The 18750-nt window shown below is 60.2% G+C and carries 15 protein-coding genes, 1 tRNA gene and 1 pseudogene; 9 read left to right on the forward strand and 8 right to left on the reverse strand.

What is annotated here, in order from left to right:
• The first annotated feature begins 222 nt into the window (after positions 1 to 222).
• Together J2X38_RS22620 and J2X38_RS22625 are read left to right on the forward strand one after the other, a co-directional pair.
• The gene (locus J2X38_RS22620; protein ID WP_294048008.1) at positions 223 to 900 is read left to right on the forward strand and encodes a TetR/AcrR family transcriptional regulator; all 678 of its coding nucleotides are present in this window, start codon (positions 223 to 225) and stop codon (positions 898 to 900) included.
• 784 nt (positions 901 to 1684) lie between these two features.
• Positions 1685 to 2059, forward strand: a complete 375-nt coding sequence (locus J2X38_RS22625; protein WP_052208258.1) for a hypothetical protein — start codon at positions 1685 to 1687, stop codon at positions 2057 to 2059.
• Between the two features lie 406 nt (positions 2060 to 2465).
• On the opposite strand, the gene J2X38_RS22630 is transcribed toward J2X38_RS22625, so the two are convergent.
• The 5 genes from J2X38_RS22630 to J2X38_RS22650 are packed head-to-tail and all read right to left on the reverse strand — an operon-like array spanning position 2466 to position 7415.
• A complete protein-coding gene (locus J2X38_RS22630) occupies positions 2466 to 3914 on the reverse strand; it encodes an efflux transporter outer membrane subunit (RefSeq protein WP_039575339.1) in 1449 nt (482 codons plus the stop codon).
• The gene (locus tag J2X38_RS22635) at positions 3911 to 4828 is read right to left on the reverse strand and encodes an HlyD family secretion protein (RefSeq protein WP_052208256.1); all 918 of its coding nucleotides are present in this window, start codon (positions 4826 to 4828) and stop codon (positions 3911 to 3913) included. The genes J2X38_RS22630 and J2X38_RS22635 overlap by 4 nt, the downstream gene beginning before the upstream one ends.
• Positions 4829 to 4834: 6 nt before the next feature.
• Positions 4835 to 5047, reverse strand: coding sequence for a DUF1656 domain-containing protein (locus J2X38_RS22640; protein ID WP_039580980.1), 213 nt, complete (start codon positions 5045 to 5047; stop codon positions 4835 to 4837).
• Positions 5044 to 7029, reverse strand: a complete 1986-nt coding sequence (locus J2X38_RS22645) for an FUSC family protein (RefSeq protein ID WP_039575335.1) — start codon at positions 7027 to 7029, stop codon at positions 5044 to 5046. The genes J2X38_RS22640 and J2X38_RS22645 overlap by 4 nt, the downstream gene beginning before the upstream one ends.
• Positions 7026 to 7415, reverse strand: a complete 390-nt coding sequence (locus J2X38_RS22650; RefSeq protein WP_294048009.1) for a MarR family winged helix-turn-helix transcriptional regulator — start codon at positions 7413 to 7415, stop codon at positions 7026 to 7028. The genes J2X38_RS22645 and J2X38_RS22650 overlap by 4 nt, the downstream gene beginning before the upstream one ends.
• 892 nt (positions 7416 to 8307) lie before the next feature.
• Between J2X38_RS22650 and J2X38_RS22655 the strand changes: the two genes are divergently transcribed.
• Positions 8308 to 9156, forward strand: a complete 849-nt coding sequence (locus tag J2X38_RS22655) for a universal stress protein (RefSeq protein WP_081997338.1) — start codon at positions 8308 to 8310, stop codon at positions 9154 to 9156.
• A gap of 78 nt (positions 9157 to 9234) precedes the next feature.
• Positions 9235 to 10284 (forward strand): VacJ family lipoprotein, encoded by a 1050-nt coding sequence (locus tag J2X38_RS22660; protein WP_081997337.1) that lies wholly within the window; start codon positions 9235 to 9237, stop codon positions 10282 to 10284.
• Between the two features lie 322 nt (positions 10285 to 10606).
• Here J2X38_RS22660 and J2X38_RS22665 read toward each other — a convergent pair.
• A pseudogene (locus tag J2X38_RS22665) lies at positions 10607 to 11673 on the reverse strand (ISAs1 family transposase).
• 111 nt (positions 11674 to 11784) lie between these two features.
• Positions 11785 to 11955: a hypothetical protein gene (locus J2X38_RS22670; protein WP_156343998.1), complete on the reverse strand. Its 171-nt coding sequence runs from the start codon at positions 11953 to 11955 to the stop codon at positions 11785 to 11787.
• Positions 11956 to 12176: 221 nt separating this feature from the next.
• On the opposite strand from J2X38_RS22670, the gene J2X38_RS22675 reads away from it, so the two are divergent.
• The gene (locus tag J2X38_RS22675) at positions 12177 to 13394 is read left to right on the forward strand and encodes an integrase arm-type DNA-binding domain-containing protein (RefSeq protein WP_310257614.1); all 1218 of its coding nucleotides are present in this window, start codon (positions 12177 to 12179) and stop codon (positions 13392 to 13394) included.
• Positions 13395 to 13417: 23 nt separating this feature from the next.
• On the forward strand, positions 13418 to 13780 hold the full coding sequence (locus J2X38_RS22680) for an MbcA/ParS/Xre antitoxin family protein (RefSeq protein ID WP_310257616.1): 363 nt from the start codon (positions 13418 to 13420) through the stop codon (positions 13778 to 13780).
• Between the two features lie 79 nt (positions 13781 to 13859).
• On the opposite strand, the gene J2X38_RS22685 is transcribed toward J2X38_RS22680, so the two are convergent.
• A tRNA-Thr gene (locus J2X38_RS22685) sits at positions 13860 to 13935 on the reverse strand.
• Positions 13936 to 14125: 190 nt separating this feature from the next.
• On the opposite strand from J2X38_RS22685, the gene J2X38_RS22690 reads away from it, so the two are divergent.
• From J2X38_RS22690 to J2X38_RS22700, 3 genes are all read left to right on the forward strand, one after another.
• Positions 14126 to 16114: a hypothetical protein gene (locus tag J2X38_RS22690; protein ID WP_310257618.1), complete on the forward strand. Its 1989-nt coding sequence runs from the start codon at positions 14126 to 14128 to the stop codon at positions 16112 to 16114.
• A gap of 197 nt (positions 16115 to 16311) precedes the next feature.
• Complete coding sequence (locus tag J2X38_RS22695) at positions 16312 to 17361, forward strand: nucleoid-associated protein (RefSeq protein WP_310257621.1); 1050 nt, start codon at positions 16312 to 16314, stop codon at positions 17359 to 17361.
• Positions 17327 to 18742 carry a hypothetical protein gene (locus tag J2X38_RS22700; protein ID WP_310257624.1) on the forward strand — a complete coding sequence of 472 codons (1416 nt, stop codon included), beginning with the start codon at positions 17327 to 17329 and terminating at the stop codon, positions 18740 to 18742. Before J2X38_RS22695 ends, J2X38_RS22700 begins: the two co-directional genes overlap by 35 nt.
• Positions 18743 to 18750 lie beyond the last annotated feature (8 nt).

The following is an 18750-nucleotide window of genomic DNA, read 5'->3' on the forward strand; positions in this document are numbered from 1 at the left end:
CATCGCCGACATCCTTCCAACGTCGGCTCCCTATGAATCACCCATCAACCAAAATGGGAATCCCCAAAATCAAACTTCTGCCAAAGTAGTGCTAGTCCAATGACGGGAACGGAATCCTGTCGACCGCGCGATGAAGCCCATTTCAGCAAGCTGTTAGTGCTTCCCCCTCATCCATATGAAATGTAAGCCTGCGGGATAGACCCGGATGGAGCGGACCGGCATGTGTCGCGTCCAAAGATCGTCAAACAGAGGACGCAGGGAAAGGTTCGAATGAAACGTTCTTCAAGAAATTATGTCGAGGGAGAGTCGCCGCGCGAGAGAATAGTCGATGCTGCTCGCAGATTGTTCGGTTCGAAGGGCTTTTATGCGACGACAACGGCGGAATTGGCGGAAGAAGCATCGGTCAGCGTCGGCCAGATATATCGACTCTTTACCGACAAGGACGACGTCATCCTCGCAATAGTAGAAGAAAATGTGCGCGTTCGCCTAGCCGAGATGCACTCGATTTTCGACGCTGTGGAACGGCGCGAGCTTGCGATGTTCGAGGCGATCAAGGCAATCGCTGCCAGTTCGTTGCACAATGAGGATAGCAGCCTGTTCTATGAGATTTTGGCAGAGGCTTGCCGAAATCCGACAGTCGCGGAGCGGTTCGAGACGCAGACCGCCTTTTACCGCGATGGCATACGCCGCCTCGCTGCGCTTGCGCGGCCCGATGTGCCCGCGGCCGAGCTCGACTCCTATGGAGATGTCATGATGGCCTGCTTCATCGGCCTCGGCCATCGCACGGCGATGTCGCCACCCGTCGATGCCGAGGCGACAAGCCACAGCACTGCTTGCCTGATGATGCGCGCGCTCGGTCTAGCGGGACTGGAAAGCGGTCGCGTGCAAGCCCAGCCGTGACGACTCCGAAATGCGCGCAAGGCCGTAAGCGGGGGAGGACCCATCGTGACATCGGTGACGGTAAAGCTTTTAGACCGCAGCCCTGACTTGCGGCGAGTATAAGCGATGATGCCGCTGGATTCAGCTGAGCAGCGGCTATCATCGGGTGATTGAGCTGTGTCCGCTGGGATCTGCCCTTTAAAGACCGGAAGCGCGAGGCGTATGATCGCAGGCACAGACGCTGACCAGAATTGAATTTACTGCTTGACCAGAGAAACGGGGTTGCCTATTGAAAATTGGAATGAGCGCTCATTCCATAATGTGCTCCGGAGAGATAATGGGAACTAGCGCATTCATTTCCCCTGTTGAAGTCGGCGCGGTCGCTCGCGATCGTGGCGTTCTCCGCGGCATTGTTTTTCCCGTTCGGTTTGACGGGACCGTTTGCGCTATTTCTCCCTAACCTAGGCGCCGGGTCCCGCCACCTGCCAGCCGGTATTCCCTGAACCGGCTACCATTGTCCACTGGTCGAAGCCCTTCGGGTCGCGTCGCGCCGGCTGGCAGGACCAATGAAAGCATCGTCCGTCGAGGCGAGCGCCGCGAAAGGCTGGTATGATGACCTTGGAAACACCAACGAGTGGCGGTCGGCGACCCATCCTTCGTCTCCGGGGCTGGCAGGACGAGCCGAACGGGGAAAACGAGCGGACCTCGGAGAGCATAAGCGCGGGCCCCCCTCGGCTACGCCTGAAAAAAAGCAGATCAAACAACCGCAACCGAATTGTATGTTCGGAAGAATAAAAGGAAGCACATGGGCAACCTATCGTCTTCAATCGTGTGGATGCTCGGCGGAATGGCGCTCGCGTCTACCGTTCTCCTGTCAGCCTGCGATAGCGGCACGACAAGCGCGAGCAACACAACCAACGTCGCGAAACCGATCGCTCCCGCAAAGCTGCCACCGGCAATCGAGAAAAGTATGACCTATCGCTGCCAGGACAACGGCATAGTCTCGGTGGATTTCCTGAATGACGGTCTAACGGCCACGCTCCGAACAGATGGCAATCTTGCCCAACTCAAGGCGACTGAAACAGGCGGACCGTTCCAAGGCGGCGGAGTGACCATGACAGTAGACGCAAGCGGGATCACCCTGACCGGGCCTGGAAAGAAAATCAGACAGTGCAAATGACCAGACGCGCATGTAGAGGATGCGCGGGAGAGACGACAGTCGTGCCTATGGACTGCCCGCGATGACTGGTCCGGTTGCATAGTTAGTTGGAGATCGCCTCCGATGCCAGCCTTGGCGGGAGGCGGAGCGCAGCGGAGCCGAGCGGCCAGGCTGGCATTTTGATCGTTTCGGGTGCTGGTGGTCGATAGACCGATCTGACGGCAAGCCTCGACCGCGGTCGACCCTCGCCCCACAAGCACATCCGCCTCACGCAGCTTCGAGATGATCTGTTTCGGCGTAAAACGTTGACGTCCCATAACTTTCTCCAATTCTTTCGCCACAATCGGCTCTCTCTAGAATTGGACCAGTTTTTCCAAGGCAGACCAAACCATGCTGATATGGATATCATAGGGCCTGTCCCATTCTATCAGCTTCCCCCGTCTGGCCCGGCGGAAGGCGTTTCCCATCCACCGCCAAGAGCGAGAAAAAGGCGGACACGGTCTGCGGCGATCGTGGCATTGGAGACGGCCAGAGCGGCTTCGGCACTGGCAAGGCTTCGCTCGGCATCCAGCAGTTCAAGACTGGACGTCAACCCACCCCGCGTCATCCGTGACTGAAGAGCCGCAGCCTTGCGGCTTTCATCCAGCCCGACCTTAAGCTTCGCATTCTCTTCAAGATCGCGGGCATAAGTGCCAAGCGCGGTCTCTGCTTCGCGGAGCGCTGACAGCACGCTGCCGTCGAAGCGCGCGAGCGCGGCCCGCGCTGTCGCATCCGATTGTGCTATGCGCGCGCGCGCGACGTTGCGATTGGGAAAGCTCCAGGAGATCAACGGACCGACACTGAACCGGAATGCAGAGCTGTCGACGAGCCCTTCAACGCTTCGCGACGTCGTGCCAAGCGAGCCTCCAAGGCTGACGCTGGGATAGAGGTCGGCGGTTGCGATCCCGACCCGGGCGGTTGCAGCGGCGAGTGCGCGTTCCGCTTCGCGGATATCGGGCCTGCGACGGATGAGGGCGGCGCCGTCGCCGATGGGCAGCGATTGCCGGACTGCAGGGATGACAGCGCATTCATCGAGCTGTGCCGGATAATCTCCAGGCGCCCGGCCGAGCAGGACGGCGAGGCTGTAAAGAGCAGCCTTACGGCTGCTTTCAAGCGGGGGCACGGCGGCTTCCAGTTGTGCAAGGAGGGCCCGGGACCGGGTTGCGTCGAGCGGTGTGTAGAGGCCTGCACGCATCCCGCGCTCGGTAAGCGCCAGGCTCTGTCGTTGAAGATCGACCGAGCGGGTCGCGACCGCAATCCGCGCGCCGGCAGCACACGCATCGCTGTATGCGCCGACGACATTTGCGGCCACGGTGATCCGCGCCAGATCATAAGCCGCCGACTGTGCGTCGGCGTCAGCCTGGGCGGCCTCGATGGTCCGCCTGATGCGGCCGACTACGTTGAGCTCGTAAGAGATGCCGATTCCGGCATCGAGCGTGGCATGCATGCCGGCCGGTGAGCCAATGCCGAGATTGGAGGTTTCGCCTACCGAAGCACCCCCGTCCAGCGAGGTCTCCACACCCGCTCGCGCCCGCGCCTCGTTCACCACGGCGCGCATCCGCTCAAGGTTGGCGGCGGCGACCCGAAGATCGGTATTGACCTTGAGCGCCTCCTCGACCAGCTCATCAAGCTGCGGATCGGCATAGAGTTGCCACCAGTGCGCCGGCAGGGGGGCGGGCGAATAGGCTGGGGAGCGCCCTTCCTTGAGGCCGGTGGGTGTCTCTCCGACATGAGCGGGAAGGGCGGGCGCTCTGTATTCGGGTCCGACCGCTGTACAGCCGGCAACGAGGCTGGCCGATACAAGCACGGTCAGCGCGTGAAACCGGATCGCTCTCACGACCGGCTGCCCCCTCCGATCGACAGGGCATCCTCCGCGCCCTCGACCGTCACGGTGACCGTGCGCCCGGCGATAAGATCGATCCCTGTCGGAACCTTGTCGATCGCAATGCGAACGGGGACACGCTGGGCGAGGCGGACCCAACTGAAGGTGGGGTTGACATTGGCGAGAAGGCTCCCCGCAGCGGTGGTCCGCTCGCGGTCGTCGATACCGGCGGAGCGGCCCTCGACATGCCCCGAGAGGGGCTGGTCCTCGCCCATCACGCGAATCGTGACAGGTGCGCCCGGATGGATGTGGGAGAGCTTGGTCTCCTCGAAATAGCCCGCGACATAATAGCTGTCGGAGTCGACCAGCGCCATCACCGGCTGGCCGGCGGTTGCATAAGCGCCAGGGCGCAGCGAGAAATTGGTGACGATACCGTTGACGGGCGCGCAGACGGCAGATCGTTCAAGATTGATACGCGCGAGGTCGCGGTCGGCGAGCGCCTGCGTATAACGCGCGCGCGCTTCTTCGGCCTGCGAACGTCGTTCGTCGCGCTGCTGGCCTGACACGATATCCCCGAGCTGCCGATAGCGTCTGTTCTCCCGCTCGGCCGCATCGAGCGTCGCACGCGTCACCGCGACGGCCGCCTCCGCCTGGGCCAGGGCATTGCGAAGACGCACACGATCGATGGTGAAGAGCAACTCGCCTTTGCGGACCACCTGATTGTCCCTGACATGCACCTCCTCAACCCGGCCGGACACATCGGCCGCCAGCGGCACTACGTCGGCGCGTATCTTTCCGTCCCGGGTCTGCGGCGCATAGGTATAGTAGGTGTAGAGATGCCAGAGCACGAGCGCGGCAAGGGCGGCGGCGAGGATGGTCAGTACCGGCTTGAGAAGGCGGAGTAGCGTGGCGCGGTTTAATGCTATCATCGATTTTCAACTATGGGTGAGCCCACGCAGCGCGAGGAAGGCCGCGCCGGTGAGGATGAGGAAGAGGGCGGTATCGAAGAGCGGACGCTGCCATATGGCCCGATAGAAACCGACGGTCTCAAGGAGGCGAGACAGCAGGATCCGGAGCACGAAAGCGACGGCCATGCAGAACAGCAACGGCGAGAAGAACACGCCGGCGAGGTTGATCTCGCCGATCACGACGCGGGGATCCATGCCGGTGCGCGCTCGAACAGCGCAATGCGCAGCCCGGCAAGCGAACGGATCGCCCGGGTCACCGGACTGCTTTTCTGGCTGTCTCGCCTGGGCCACAGCTGGTTGAGCGCCTCGTCGACCAGGGCAAGCAGTCGGGGTGATGGCTGCGCTGCATCGAACTCCCTGCGAAACTGCTCGAGCACCCGCACGGTTGCATCCCGCGCCGCGGGATCAAGCATGGTCCCGATGATCCGCAGGTCGGCAATATTAACGCCGACGCGCAAGCGCGCGAGCAAGGCAGCGCTGCGTTCCACCTGGCCGCTTGCGGCAAGCCGCATGGTCATCCCGGCAATGCGATCGAGAGCCCGCTGGATATAAAGGTCGCGCGCGCGCCGGGTTGCCGAATGGCTGAGTCGGGCAATCTCCAGTGCTTCCCGGCACAGGAAACGATGGACCTGATGCGAGACGCCCCATTGGCGGAACAGGCTCGCGCCCAGGAAGGCGACATACATGCCGATCAGGCTTGCGAAACCGACCTCAAGGAAGAAGGCAAAATCGTACGGCATATAGTGACCTTGCAGGTTGATGTTGCTGAGTCCGAAGGCAAGGACGAGAACGCCCATTGGGTTTGCCGCCGCCCACATGCCGATCGGAAGCATGAACAGGCCCATGACGATCAGGAATGTCGGAAAATCGTTGGCCAGGGGAAGCAGTCCATAGGCGAGAATGGCGGCAAGGAAGAGTGAAAGGACCGCAAAGCGGCCGAACGCGGCTATGGCCTTGCCCGGTTCATCGCCCCCTCCGAAGAAGGCCACCGCGACGGTTCCCATCAGCACCGCATTAGGCCCCTGGTGCCATCCGGTGGCCAGCCACAGGCCGCAGAGCAGAATATAGGCTACGAAAATGCCGGCGGCTGAGCGCGCTGCATGATCGACATCGGACGCCAGGGGGAATGCTGCCGTCCGCCGAACCTGGCCCGCAAGCTCCCGATCGAGCACGGCCCTGCCCTCAAGCGCCCTGTCGATTCGGCAGATCTCGCTCCAGAGCGTTAAGAGATCCATGAGCATGTCGGCGAGGTCATCATGGACCAGCTGCTGCCAGGGTCGTTCACGTCCGACCTCGAGCGGAAGGCTGCGCACGTCATCGGCCGGGCGCGCGGAAGGCATTGCTCCGGTTCGGAAAGTATCGCGCGCCTCGGCAAGATATGGTGCAAGCGCGGCGCGGTCCGCCTGAGTCAGTCCCGCTATGCGAGCGGCGATCGCGGAAAGGAGCGGCACCATGCTCAGCAAACGCTGTTGAATGGCGAGGACGTGGCGCAGTTCGCCGCGGTCGACGGTCGGATCGTAGCGCAACCAGGCCACCATCTGCGACAGGGCGGTGACGTCCGAAAGAATCTTCAAACGGTCATGTTCTTCCTGTGCACCCGTTTCGCGGCCATCTAGTACATCATTCGCCCAGCGTTCCATGTCGGGCAGCCAGCGGCGCAGGTTTGAGCGCATCAAGCCGCCAAGTGATCGAGGAGCAATGACGCTGTCGACAAATGTGGTCGCGAGCACGCCGAGACTGATCTCGGTAACGCGTGCGACAACGGTGTCGAACATCGTCTCGGGATGGTCCACGCCGGCAACGGCGACCAGCATCAGTGTCACCGCGAAGAGCTGGAACCCATAAGCCCGCGGGGTCCGATCGAGGAATGATACGCCAAAGGCGATCGTCGCAACGATACCCGACGAGATGATCAGTAGGAGCGGGACGCTGGCGAAAATGGCCACCATGCCGAGTGTCACGATGCCGGCGCCCAGGGTGCCGGCGACGCGATAGACCGCCTTGGAGCGGATCGCGCCTGTGGCCGGGTTCATCAGCACGCAGCAGGTGACAAGCGCCCAATAGGGCTGCGGGAGCCCGATCCGGACCGCTACCGCGAAGGCCAGCATCGCCGCGATGAACAGCTTGACCGAGAACAGTATCTGATCGGACGTGACTTTCACCGGTTGACGCGCTCCGCCTGCAGGAACGCGCCGATCCGTCCCTCGAACAGTCGCAGGACGCGCGTCGCGGTCTCTATGTCCTCGACCGGCAGATCGCCGAGAAGCGCCTCGCGCAGATCTGCGACAGCCGCTTCCATCTTTTCAGCAAGACACTGCCCCTTGGGAAGAATGTGAACGGTATTAACGCGCCGATCCTCGGCCGACGCACGTCGCTCAAGCAGGCCTGCCGCTTCCGCCTGGTCGAGAATCCGCACCATTGCGCCGGGATTAACGCCCACTTCCTCGGCGAGGACATTTTGCCTGATTCCCGCGTCGCCGCTGCGCGAAGCCAGGATGACGGCGGCGGTAAGCGAACTGGGCAGGCCGAACTCCGCAAGGACCGTCATGACCGCCTGCACCCAGGAGCGCCTGATCGGCTGCAGAGTGTCGGTGAGTGCGAACAGCGCGGTCGCAGCGGGGCTACCAGAGGTTACTGACATGGCGCGAGCATTAGCACTCTCGGCGATTTATTCAATCAGCAATAGTTGCTTTAGCAAACGCATTTGGCCTGCCCATTAACTCAGGCCGCCGGGTACGACCGTCGCGATCCGCCGACGCGCCTCCGCGGTCATGGCGCCCTGCGCCAACACAACCTCCGCTTCACGCAATGGTAGCCGGATGCTGCACGCACCGCTTCAGAAGGAGGGTACCAGGAACGGCTGCATATCACTTCACATCGTCGAGTATTGCGTGCCGACGGCTGACTGAAATGAGAGATGGGGCGATGGGCTGTCTTGACTGCCTTTCCTGGCAGGTTTACTCGTTCGATGTTGGAGTGAGGGCTCATTCCAACGAGAAATGAGGGAGGGTGTGAAGTGGAAGGAGCCTTCGGCCAGCTTCCGAATGCGTCGCGTGCTCAGGATGAATCTGCTCGCCGATTGTTCTTGCAGCCATTGTCCTTGGCAGGCGAAGGTTCCTGTGAGGCCTACCTCCTGTCTGCTAGCCCGTCAGTCGATGGCCCCGCAGGCGGGCTAGCCGACCGCGGGATTTCACTCTCCCTGTTGGAGCGTCGCGCGATTTGGATCGGCATGCATGATGCGGCTGCCGGTTATGGACCTCTGCCCTCTGGATCAACCTGGATCAGGCGACTTATCGGCGTTTTTGCCGATGGACCGCGCAAGCAAACCTTCAACCTCTCTCAAATCCCCGTCTTGAAGCCTTTCGGTGTCTTGGTCTGCAGTTCGGCCAGGACGCCGCTGATCTGATAGAGGACAACCGTAAACTGGAGGATCGTAACCCTTGTTGCCTATCTGGAGAGATATCGCCGTTTTCCTCGACGCCACGCCTGAGGGCGAGCACATAGGTCGCCGTGCGGCTGCGATCGCGCAACGTCATAATGCGCATCTGGTGGGCGTCTATGGCGTGTCCCACGAAAACGCGCATCCCACCGAAACCTATGCAAGGGGCACTGCGGCGATTCGAGACGTGCTGACGCGGCAACGGCTTGCCGACGAACAGAAAATTATTGCCGCCGCCCGCCATTTTGGAGAGCTGGCCCGCGAATATGGCATCGGCTCCGAATTCCGGATCGTGTGGCGCGATGACCTGCGCGACGAAAGCATGTTGCGGGCGCTGCACTGCGATCTCATCGTCGCGGCGCATCCCAAACCGGCAGACCTCCCGTCAGGCTGGTCGGCCGAGCGACTGTTGCTGGCCACCGGAATTCCCGTGCTGATGATCCCTGCGGGATGGGGCGGTGAGACGATCGGCGAAAATGTGCTGATCGCATGGAATCGCAGCCGAGAAGCGCGGCGGGCGGTGAACGACGCAATTCCGTTCATCAATTCCGCGTCCAACGTGACGATACTCACCATCGACAGCGGCCGGAACCCCGAACGTTTTGGAACAGAGCCTGGTGCCAATCTCCTTGAACATTTGTCCAGACACGGCGCACGTGTCGAGATCGCCAACATCACGTCCGAGGGCGCACCGGTGGCGGATGTGATCCTCGACCAGGCGGCGGAACGCGACGCAAACCTGCTCGTGATCGGGGCTTACAGCCACCCGCGCACCACCGAGATACTCTTCGGCGGTGTCACTCGATCGCTGCTGTCGAGCGCGCGGGTTCCGCTACTGATTTCCCGCTGACCAGGGCGTATCCAGCCTAAAGACGTTGGCAGAAGATTGGACGCCAAAGATGTTCGATATATCGGAGATAACCGCAAAATGAGCGTCGTAACCAGTGCTGCCGCTTTCCTTCTGATCGGAACGCAGCCCGAAGAAATAGGCGTTGTTCACCAGAATGAGCCATTGGTCCGGACAGCTCAAGCTCAGGCAGCTTCTGCCGAACCATGTCCGATGATTGTGGATTCACAGGGCGAAGTGCAGCCCCCTATCATGATCGGCGAAAGGCCGGTGGAAGCGGGACAATCGATCGATGTGCCGGCGGAGCCTGGAAATACCTCTGAAGCATCGCCGGACGAGATTATCGTAATCGCGCGGGGCGAAGCGCCGCCGGGCGACCCACTCCAGAATGTGAATATTGAGGCCTTCCAGGTGGCTCAGTCGGTCGACAAGGCGCTCGTTGGGCCGATCGCCAAGGGATATGAGGGGGGCGTTCCGAAGCCGATCCGTGATGGTCTTGGCAACGCCTTGCGCAATCTCAGTGAGCCGATAAATTTTGTGAACTTCCTGCTCCAGTTCAAGATAGGAAAGGCTTTGGAAACGGTCGGCCGCTTCGCGATCAACTCGACGATCGGCGCCGCGGGTGTTTTCGACGTCGCCAAAAAGGCGCCCATCAATCTGCCCTATCGATCCAACGGCTTCGCAAACACGCTTGGCTTCTATGGGGTGGAGCCCGGGCCCTATTTCTTCCTTCCGCTGGTGGGGCCCACGACATTGCGCGATATGGTCGGCGATGGCATCGACCTGCTCGTCTTGCCCGTTTCCGTTGGCAAGCCTTTCAACCAGACCGCCTATGCTGTCCCGACGACCGTCATCAACAGGCTGAACGATCGTGTCGCGCGGGACGCGGAAATCGAGCGTTTGCAAGAGGAAAGCGCTGATCCCTATGTGGAGACGCGCAGCTTGTATCTTGAGATGCGGCAGCGGGAAATTGACGTGTTGCGCGGCAAGGGTCGCGATCGGGCAGGCCAGCCCGAAATCGTCATTCCCGACACGCTTGTCGCACCTCAGGCTTCCGATCCATCAGCCGACACAGCGTCAGATTGTGCAAAAACCTTGAGCAGAGGCACGACCCTTCCGATCGAAGACTGAGCAAATTCGCGGCCAGCGACAATGCTCGGATGCTGCGGTCTTCGAGACGGAGAATTGTCGATCAGCGTCAGAGTGATGCCACGCTTCACGAAAGCATAGGCGTTGATTGTTATGCCTATACTGGCGCGTGTCGGGGTCCCGGGCGGCGCCTATCGGGACCCCGGTCAAAACCACCTTTTTACGATAATTCAAAATGATAGATCGTGAAAGAGGAGGGGCGCGCTCCAACACTGATCCACACTTGAAAAGCTGCGACTGCGATCGCGAGCGAATTGGCAACCAAAGATCGGCTTCCGATATCGTCCAGCCCAGGGGAATCGCTTCAGATTAACGGTTGTCGTTGAGTGACGAGTGTTTCGAGGTAATCCGGGTCGAGATTGGCACGTTTTCTGCGGACTTTGAGGCTGTGTTTGTCGTTTGGATTTCGCACCAGGTTCATGGCGATGTGTTTGACGACAGCCATATTCTGGGGTCCTGATCCGGTTCGCAGTCTTGTGAGGTCGTCGTGGAAGACGACGTCGAGCACCCAGTGGAGCCGGTTTTCGATGCCCCAATGGGCGCGGACTGCGGCGGCGAAGGCTTGGGCATCGAGTTTGACAGAAGAGAGGTAATAGCGCCGTTCCGAGCTTTTGCGGCCCTCCCGTTCGACGTGGTTTTCGACCATGGCGATCATCGCGAGATGGGGAAAATGGGGTTCATCAGGATAGCGACGATCGGAAAACAGCCATTGAGTGTTGTGACAGACGCTGTGGCGGCGTTCTTCGATGCGGCCATGATCGGCGTCGGTTGTCGTGTGCGCCGACAGGGTCATATCGGTGGGCGGATCGGCAAAGAACGCCACGACATCGGCAAACAGCGCCGGACGGTTGCCCTTCAGCGCGAGCAAATAATCTCCGCCGCGCGCCACGATGGTCTCGGCAATCGCGGCCTGTGTTCCGATCGCATCGATGGTGACGAGCGCACCGGTCAGTTCCAGCCGTTCGAGCAGCAACGGGATCGCGGTGATCTCGTTGGATTTTGCGTCTACCGCTTCCTGACCCAGCACCAGCCGCTGGCGCGACGCCCAGGCTGAAACCATGTGCAGCGGCGCGCGGCCTTTGCTCCTCGCGTGACTACGCCGCGACGTCTTGCCGTCAATCGCGATGATATCGGGTGCCTCGTCGCGCAGCGCCTCGACCCAGGTCGCAAAGCAGGTTTTGAACAGCTCGGGATCAAGCCCGTTAATGACATCATTAAGGGTGTCATGGGCTGGTATCCCGTGCGCAAACGGCAGAAAACGGTCAGAAAATCGAGCCGGTGCTGTCCCCACAGCCTGATCTCGACAAAATCTTCCATCCCCGAAAGCGTCGCGCAAAGCACTAAAAGCAAGACCTCGCGAAGCGGATACAGAACCCGCCACTGCTCCCGGTGATCACGAAGCGCAGAAAAATGATCGAGTATCGAACGCGACGATGGCAATCCAGACATCAATGGCTCCCAGGATATGGAGCATCGTCTGAATCATAACACTTCAATCAACACCAGTCCGTTCATCTGAAGCGATTGCCCTGTCGTCCAGCCCTTGCCAAATTGTGTGATGGTTTCTATGATGGTTTCAGCGGTATCTCGTTGTTGATTGCATCGGATTTCCGCCGCTTTGATGCCCAGTTCAGTTCCTCTTCTGGGCACCATTTACCCTTCTCAGGGCAATCGACAAAATCCCGGAAATCTGTTAGTTTTCCGTGGGTTTTGTTCCGAATTGTCCGAGGGTGTCTCACACAATCTCACCCCGAAACGGGCCATCAAAAAAGCCATAATGGCCCGTCTTTTTTGGAGTGAGTTTTGCTCGATGGCCCGTCCGCCTCAAGCGCCGTGATTGGTGCCGGTCCTAACCCTTTCAAAGGAGTTGAGCCGTGCCTCTTAGCGATGTTCAAATCAGGTCCCTCAAGCCGCGGGATCGCGTCTACAAAGTTTCCGATGCCCACAGCCTCTACATCGAGGTGCACCCGACCGGTGCGCGCCTGTGGCGCTTCAAATACACCATGCATGGAAAGCAGAAGCGCATTGCGCTTGGCGCCTATCCGGATGTCGGACTCGCCGAAGCCCGGCGCAAGCGCGACGAGGCCAAGCTGAAAATCCATGAGGGCACCGATCCGCTCGCGGAGCGGAAGCGTCACAAGCTCGTCGGCAAGTTCAAGGCCTCGAATTGTTTCGGCGATCTCGCCGAGGAATATATCGAGATGGTCACCAAGGAAGGCCGGAGCGAAGCGACGATCGAGAAAACGAAGTGGCTTCTCGAAAAGCTTCGGCCGATCGCCGGCACGCCCATCGCGGACCTGCAGGCCGTCGATCTCTTCGCGGTGCTCAAGAAAATCGAGGCGCAGGGGCACTTCGAGACGGCGCGTCGCTGCCGTTCCTTTGCGAGCCGTGTGTTTCGCTATGCTGCGGCCTCGGGACGAGCGGACTCCGACCCGACAACGCTTCTGCGCGGCGCGCTGATTGCCCCGAGGCCGAAGCACCACGCCGCGCTCGTCGAGCCGGAAGAGGTGGGTGGCTTCCTTCGCGCGCTAGACGGATACTCGGGCTATCCGATCACCTTGCTCGCCTGCAAGATATTGCCGCACGTCATGGCGAGGCCCGGTGAGCTACGGCTCGCGCGCTGGGCCGAGTTCGATTTCGAGAAGGCCGTCTGGACTGTCCCGCCGGAGCGCATGAAGATGCGCCGGCCCCATTACGTCCCGCTGTCTCGGCAGGTGATCGCCCTGTTGGAGGAGCTTCGGCCGTATGTTGGCGGCGAGGATTATGTCTTTCCGGCGTTCCACACGTGGAAGCGACCGCTCAGCGAGAATACGATGAACGCCGCCTACCGCCGCATGGGCTACGGGCCGCGAGATTTGACGTCCCACGGCTTCCGCGCGACCGCCTCATCGCTTCTTAACCAGTGCGGCAAGTGGAACCCCGATGCGATCGAGCGGTCGCTCGCGCACGCCGACAACAATCAGATCCGCCGCATCTATAACCGAACGCCCTATTGGGATGAGCGGGTACGGATGCATCAATGGTGGAGCGACTATCTGGATGCGCTGCGCAGCGATGACGAAGCTGCGATCTCTGCCTTGCTGGAGGACTGACCGTGGAGGGGAAAGACGAGAGGATGGAGACATCATCAGAAGCGCAGAGCCGCGTACTGTCTGAGGCGGTGGAGCACGTTGCTGCGCTCTGGAACATCGGCGACGACTTGCTTGGAGAGATACTCGGCATCGCGGGCAATCGCGCAGCGGACCTGCGTAACGGGACATTCCGACTTGCTCCACCCGAACCGGCCTTTCGGGCCGGTCAATATCTCGTGCGGCTGTTTCAGGAACTGGCTGTGCTGATTGGCGATGACAGGTCCGTCATGGCCTGGCTTCAAACGGAGAATACGGATCTGGGCGGCCGGCCGATCGATCTTGTCCGAACAGATCGCGGCCTGCGCGAGATACTCTCCTATGTGGAGACGAGGATGGAATCCTCCTGATTCAGGCGGTGCCGATCGACGACGCACAACGGCTCCCGGAGAAGCGCATCCGGCCTAAATCATTGAATTATGGGGTCGATGGTGCCGCTTACAGGACTCGAACCTGTGACCCCATCATTACGAATGATGTGCTCTACCAACTGAGCTAAAGCGGCAACGATGGGCGCCTCTATCAGCGTGTCTGGGTGAAGACAAGCATCGTCGCGCAGAATCTGTTTCCGCTAAATTGGCTGCCTTTACCCGCCCTGCGGAGCTTTTCCGGCCCGGCCGCGTCACATTTTCCTTTTGAAAATAGGCTTCTGCCATCGGGCGCCGCTTCGCAATCAATTTCAGGAGCTTATCACGATGCCCACAAGACTGGCAGAACGGCCGCCACTCGAGCCCGACATCAGTGCCGGGGCGAGCGTCCTCCGGCCCAAAAAGAAGCGTGGTCCCAAACCGAAGGCGGTTGTCGAATTTCCGGAGGCGTTGGAGGGCGAGTGGGTCGATCCACCATCGTTCCCGGAAGCGCTCGCCCTGCACATGAAGCGACATGGCGACAGCTGCAATCATCTTCATCGTGCGATTATCCGTCCGGGCGACAAGACCGATCGCAAGACGATCCAGACTTGGGTGGCGGGCCTGAAATCGCCCGGCACCATCGAAAGCCTTTCGGTCCTTGAACGGATCGAGCATCGCTATCGTCTCCCGGCCGGCTATTTCCAGGACAAGCTCGACCACAGCGGGCGCGCGGCAGCGCGGCCCGCCAGTTCGAAATTTACGGCCGCCGAGCGGCGGCGGCTCGCCTGGCACCTGCCTCGCGACTTTTCAAAGCGGCCCAAGCGGGAGCGCGAGGAAATCCTGGCATGGGTGCGGTCGGTCATCATTGAGGGGGCGACAGATTATCGTCGCTTTCAGCGCGAAGCGACGCAGCAGCGTTTTTCGCTCCGCTTTTCCGGGATCGAGAGCCGCGGGCGCGTCCCGCGCGACCGCGGCAGCGAAACTGTCGACGGGGGCGATCCAGCCGGTGGTTCGCGATCGGCTTGCCGTGATGCGCCGCCCAATCTTCAGCATGAGGTTGAACGCCTCATTGCGTTCAAGACGTCCAGTCTGGCCCCGTCGGGTCTGCTCCGTCAGGGCATGTGGGGCGAGGAAACCGCTTCGCAGAAGCTCGAGCATCTCGGCTTGTTGTTTGGTGCGCTCCGATCGTCGCCAGACAGCGAGGTAAAGGGGCGCTGCGTTCCGGTCGATCGGCTGTGCCTGGCTATGCTCCTCTTTCCCGCGGTGTGGGACTGGTATCTTCATTGGCGGGAAGATCGCCGCGGCTTCTACACGAGCTGGGAGATCAACATGCTCGACTTCGCGCTGTCGCTTGCGCGCGGCAAGACGGGATGGATGCGGCAGCATCCGGGTCTGGCGGACGCGCTCCATCCCGTTGAAGACCTGATTTCGGCGGAGGACATCAACAAGGCGCGGCGGGACTGGGATGCGGTTTGCGACCGCTTCACCATCTATGCCCTGAATCGGAAGAAGGATGTTCAGCGCGTCGCGAAAGTTCATCGCGATCCCTTCGACCCGATATTGCCCATCCTCGAGGCCGAGAGTCCCGTTGGCGAATATCGCAAGATCACCGAAGAGATACTGGAGCGGATGCCGAGCGCAAGCCGGTATCCCAAGGCGGCGGCCGAGGCAGTCCGCGCCTTCCTGATGTTGCGCTTTGGATTGCATCTCGGGCTGCGACAGAAGAATCTGCGCCAGCTCCGTTTCTGTGTTCGGGGCGGGCGCCACACGAGCGAGAAGCAGCTCGAAAGGCTGAAGTGCGGCGAACTCCGATGGAATGATCTTTCCGGCGGATGGGAGGTCTTCATTCCCGCGGTCGCATTCAAGAACGCGTCCTCGTCCTTTTTCAGTCGAAAGCCCTATCGGCTCCTGCTCCCCGATCTTGGGCGGCTCTATGAGTTCATGGACCTTTATCTTGAGCGCGACCGGCAAATGCTGCTCGGCGGTGCCGAGGATCCCGAAACCTTCTTCGTGAAGTCGGCGAAGCTGACCACGAAAAATGCCGCCTATAGCCAGACCGGTTTCTACGACGCCTGGCGACTGACGATCCAGCGTTACGGAATCTACAATCCCTACACCGGCCGGGGCGCGATCAAGGGGCTGTTGCCCCATGGCCCGCACAATGTGCGCGACGTCCTCGCGACCCATGTCCTCAAGAAGACTGGCTCCTATGAGCAGGCGGGCTATGCCATTCAGGACAGTCCGGAGATTGTGGCAAAGCATTACGGGCGATTTTTCCCGCACGACAAATCGGCGTTGGCAGCGGTGGTGCTTAATCAGGCTTGGGAAAGCTAGCTTGGCCGCCGGATTTCGAAGGATGCTGACGCGGGGCTGCTCAGCCGTCGCTAACAATGGCACTCCCGTTGCCCGAGCAATGTAACTGCGATTTCGACCTTCTTGGGGACGGGTATTGTAGTCGTTGCCATTTTGGACATAGTTTATCCTTGGAAAGCGGCTGCGCTTTGCGCAGATCGCCGTGGGGAGGGAATTTTATGGCTTTCTTGACCGAAGCGGAGCGTGATGCGCTCCGCATCGATCGCATGGTGTTTCACGTGGTCGGCCCGGATCTCGAAGATCCGGTCCTGCTGGCTGAATTTACGCCGCCCATATTTACGGAGTTCTTTATCAAGCGCATCAAGACTGCGCTCGGCGGCAACGCTTATCGTTTTCGTCCCGACTCGCCTGTTATGGCACAACTTCGGAGCATTGCCGCCGACGCCAAGGCCTTTTTGACGGTTTCCGAGCAACTGGCGCACGCTTTCCAACATGAGCATCGCCGCACCACGAGCGCTGGAGTGTTTTTCCTTTTTCTCCTGAGCACGGAAGAGGGAAAGCAGCTCTTTGCTCTCGTGAAATACGACAATGACCAAGTTCTAAAATACGACATCTCCGACAAGGACGGTCAGCGTAAGGCGATCCTCGAAGAGTTCACGCACGCATTTTCGACCAAGCGCGAGTCACTTCAGAAAATTGCTCTTGTCCGCTTTGGCAAGGAAGACGGGGTTCTCATGGTGCGCGACCGCTCGCGTCCCGACGGTATCTCGGAATATTTCGAAAAGTTCCTGCACGTCCGGCGTGATGCGACCCCTTCGGAATCGACGCGCCGCACCGAGAAGATGCTCAAGGAGGTCTTCAAGGAGCATAAGGCGGATCTCGATCCTGCAATCGCGAAGGAGGGCGCCCGCCGGATTAACGAGCAGTTGCGCAATACCCGAGAGTTCGGTCCTGAGACCCAGGGGCAATTGTTTGATGCAGTTTTTGGCCTGCACGATGAAGATTCACCAGTCCGCAAGACTTATGCGCGGAAACTTGCTGCTTATCGGCTCGATGAAGAGACCTTCAAGGTCGATGGGAGCGCAATCCCTCGCACGCGTCGGCGACGCATGGAAACCATCGAGGGCTTTCAGATTCTCTATGACGAGGAATATAAGGCTCTCATCAAGACTCAAAAGCTTGCATCCGGAGATACCGAAATCCGGATCACCACCGAGAAGGTAACTGTCGACGATGACGATCTCATCGGCCCTCGCGACAGCGCTTGAGGCCTCCGCGAAAGCGAAGGTTACCGAGCGACCTGGCAACGTTACGGTAGAAGGAAAGCTCACAGTCAAGGCGTTGACGGCATGGCGTGGCGTCGCCGCAGCTTGCCGACCGGCCAGTTGCAAATTGACCTGCCGCGACTCGATCGACGAAGAAAAGAAGCTGGCCTCGGCGGATTTGTCAGCGCTTGCCGCCGAGAAGGTGCGCATCACGGTGGAGGTCGCACAGCCTGTCGGCCAAGCGCTGATCGCTACACCTGCGGGTTTTATTCGGTTGCTCGCTGATCCTGATTCCTTTGAAAGGCTTCATACGGTCCGCCTTCTCGGCGCGAAATCTTTCGCAACGCTTGGTCCCCAAATTCTGGAATGGACGGATGATGAGGCCCCGCAGGTGCCCGTTTCTCCTTCCGCCCTCCCAAGTCCGCGACGCTTTTCTCGACACCTTTCCGGCGACCTTCGTGCGCCGTCCGCAATCGAGCCTTGGATTCTCGTGGGCGAAGCGGACGCGTCTGACCCATTTTTTGTCGCGTGGAGGCATGCCGCCGCCGCTACGATCGCGAGAGCACTCGCGAGCGAAACATACGAAGTCGATGCCAAGCTCCATGTGGTGCTTGCGGGTACGCCCACCCGCCGGATCGCTTTCGGCGAACTGGGTGTGCCCGACGACGAAACCTTCGTACTGCTCCAGCGCGCAGCGCGTTGGGTTTTCGCGGAGAGCCAAGACGTCGAGTTGCGGCACACGTTGTTGGTCAATGAACTCGCGCGCGAATGGCGGAACGACGAGGAGTTTTCTGTAGGACTGCCGAAGCGTCTTGAGACGGCGCTTGAAAGCGCCGGGCTAGCCTATCGTGCGCATGTCCAGCAGGGCAGCCGTGATACCATCAAGAGCCTGTCGGATCTTCGAAAGACATTGGCGGAAGAAATTGGCAAGGTCACGCAGCAGACGCGCGATCTTGCCGCATCGCTCTGGCGTGACGTCGCTGTCGCTATCGTGACCATTGCCTTCCGATTTTCAATGGATGCGTCGAAAGTTCCCAATGCCAAGGCAACTTTCGCAATCATCTTTGCCCTCGTTGCGACATATATCGGAGTCAGTCAGTTTGTATCGGTTAGCAGCAATCGCCGCTTTCTGAAGCTGAGTGCGGATTCCCGCATGCTTTGGCGACGTAAGGGCTACGCCTATCTCTCCGATGATGAGTTCAGCGACTTGGCTGAAAAGCCGCTCGGTGACGCGCGCGAAATTTACGATGGGGTCGAGAAGATCGCCAACAGGGTTGCCGGTTTGGTGGTGATCACATTGCTGGCAATTGCCGCCGTAGAATCCGGGTTTGCAGCTCTAATCTGGAATTACCTGTCCGCGCTTCCCTGTCTGTGCCGCTCCTGATTTATCAG

Origin of the sequence: Sphingopyxis sp. BE235, from assembly GCF_031457175.1 — a bacterium.
Classification (GTDB): Bacteria; Pseudomonadota; Alphaproteobacteria; order Sphingomonadales; family Sphingomonadaceae; genus Sphingopyxis.

Bases quoted from the DNA above. Each gene is read 5' to 3' on its own strand.
- J2X38_RS22690 (WP_310257618.1), top strand. From the start codon at position 14,126: ATGCCCACAAGACTGGCAGAACGGCCGCCACTCGAGCCCGACATCAGT.
- J2X38_RS22695 (WP_310257621.1), top strand. From the start codon at position 16,312: ATGGCTTTCTTGACCGAAGCGGAGCGTGATGCGCTCCGCATCGATCGC.
- J2X38_RS22700 (WP_310257624.1), top strand. From the start codon at position 17,327: ATGACGATCTCATCGGCCCTCGCGACAGCGCTTGAGGCCTCCGCGAAA.
- J2X38_RS22680 (WP_310257616.1), top strand. From the start codon at position 13,418: ATGGAGACATCATCAGAAGCGCAGAGCCGCGTACTGTCTGAGGCGGTG.
- J2X38_RS22670 (WP_156343998.1), bottom strand. From the start codon at position 11,955: ATGGTGCCCAGAAGAGGAACTGAACTGGGCATCAAAGCGGCGGAAATC.
- J2X38_RS22650 (WP_294048009.1), bottom strand. From the start codon at position 7,415: ATGACGGTCCTTGCGGAGTTCGGCCTGCCCAGTTCGCTTACCGCCGCC.
- J2X38_RS22625 (WP_052208258.1), top strand. From the start codon at position 1,685: ATGGGCAACCTATCGTCTTCAATCGTGTGGATGCTCGGCGGAATGGCG.
- J2X38_RS22660 (WP_081997337.1), top strand. From the start codon at position 9,235: ATGAGCGTCGTAACCAGTGCTGCCGCTTTCCTTCTGATCGGAACGCAG.
- J2X38_RS22635 (WP_052208256.1), bottom strand. From the start codon at position 4,828: ATGATAGCATTAAACCGCGCCACGCTACTCCGCCTTCTCAAGCCGGTA.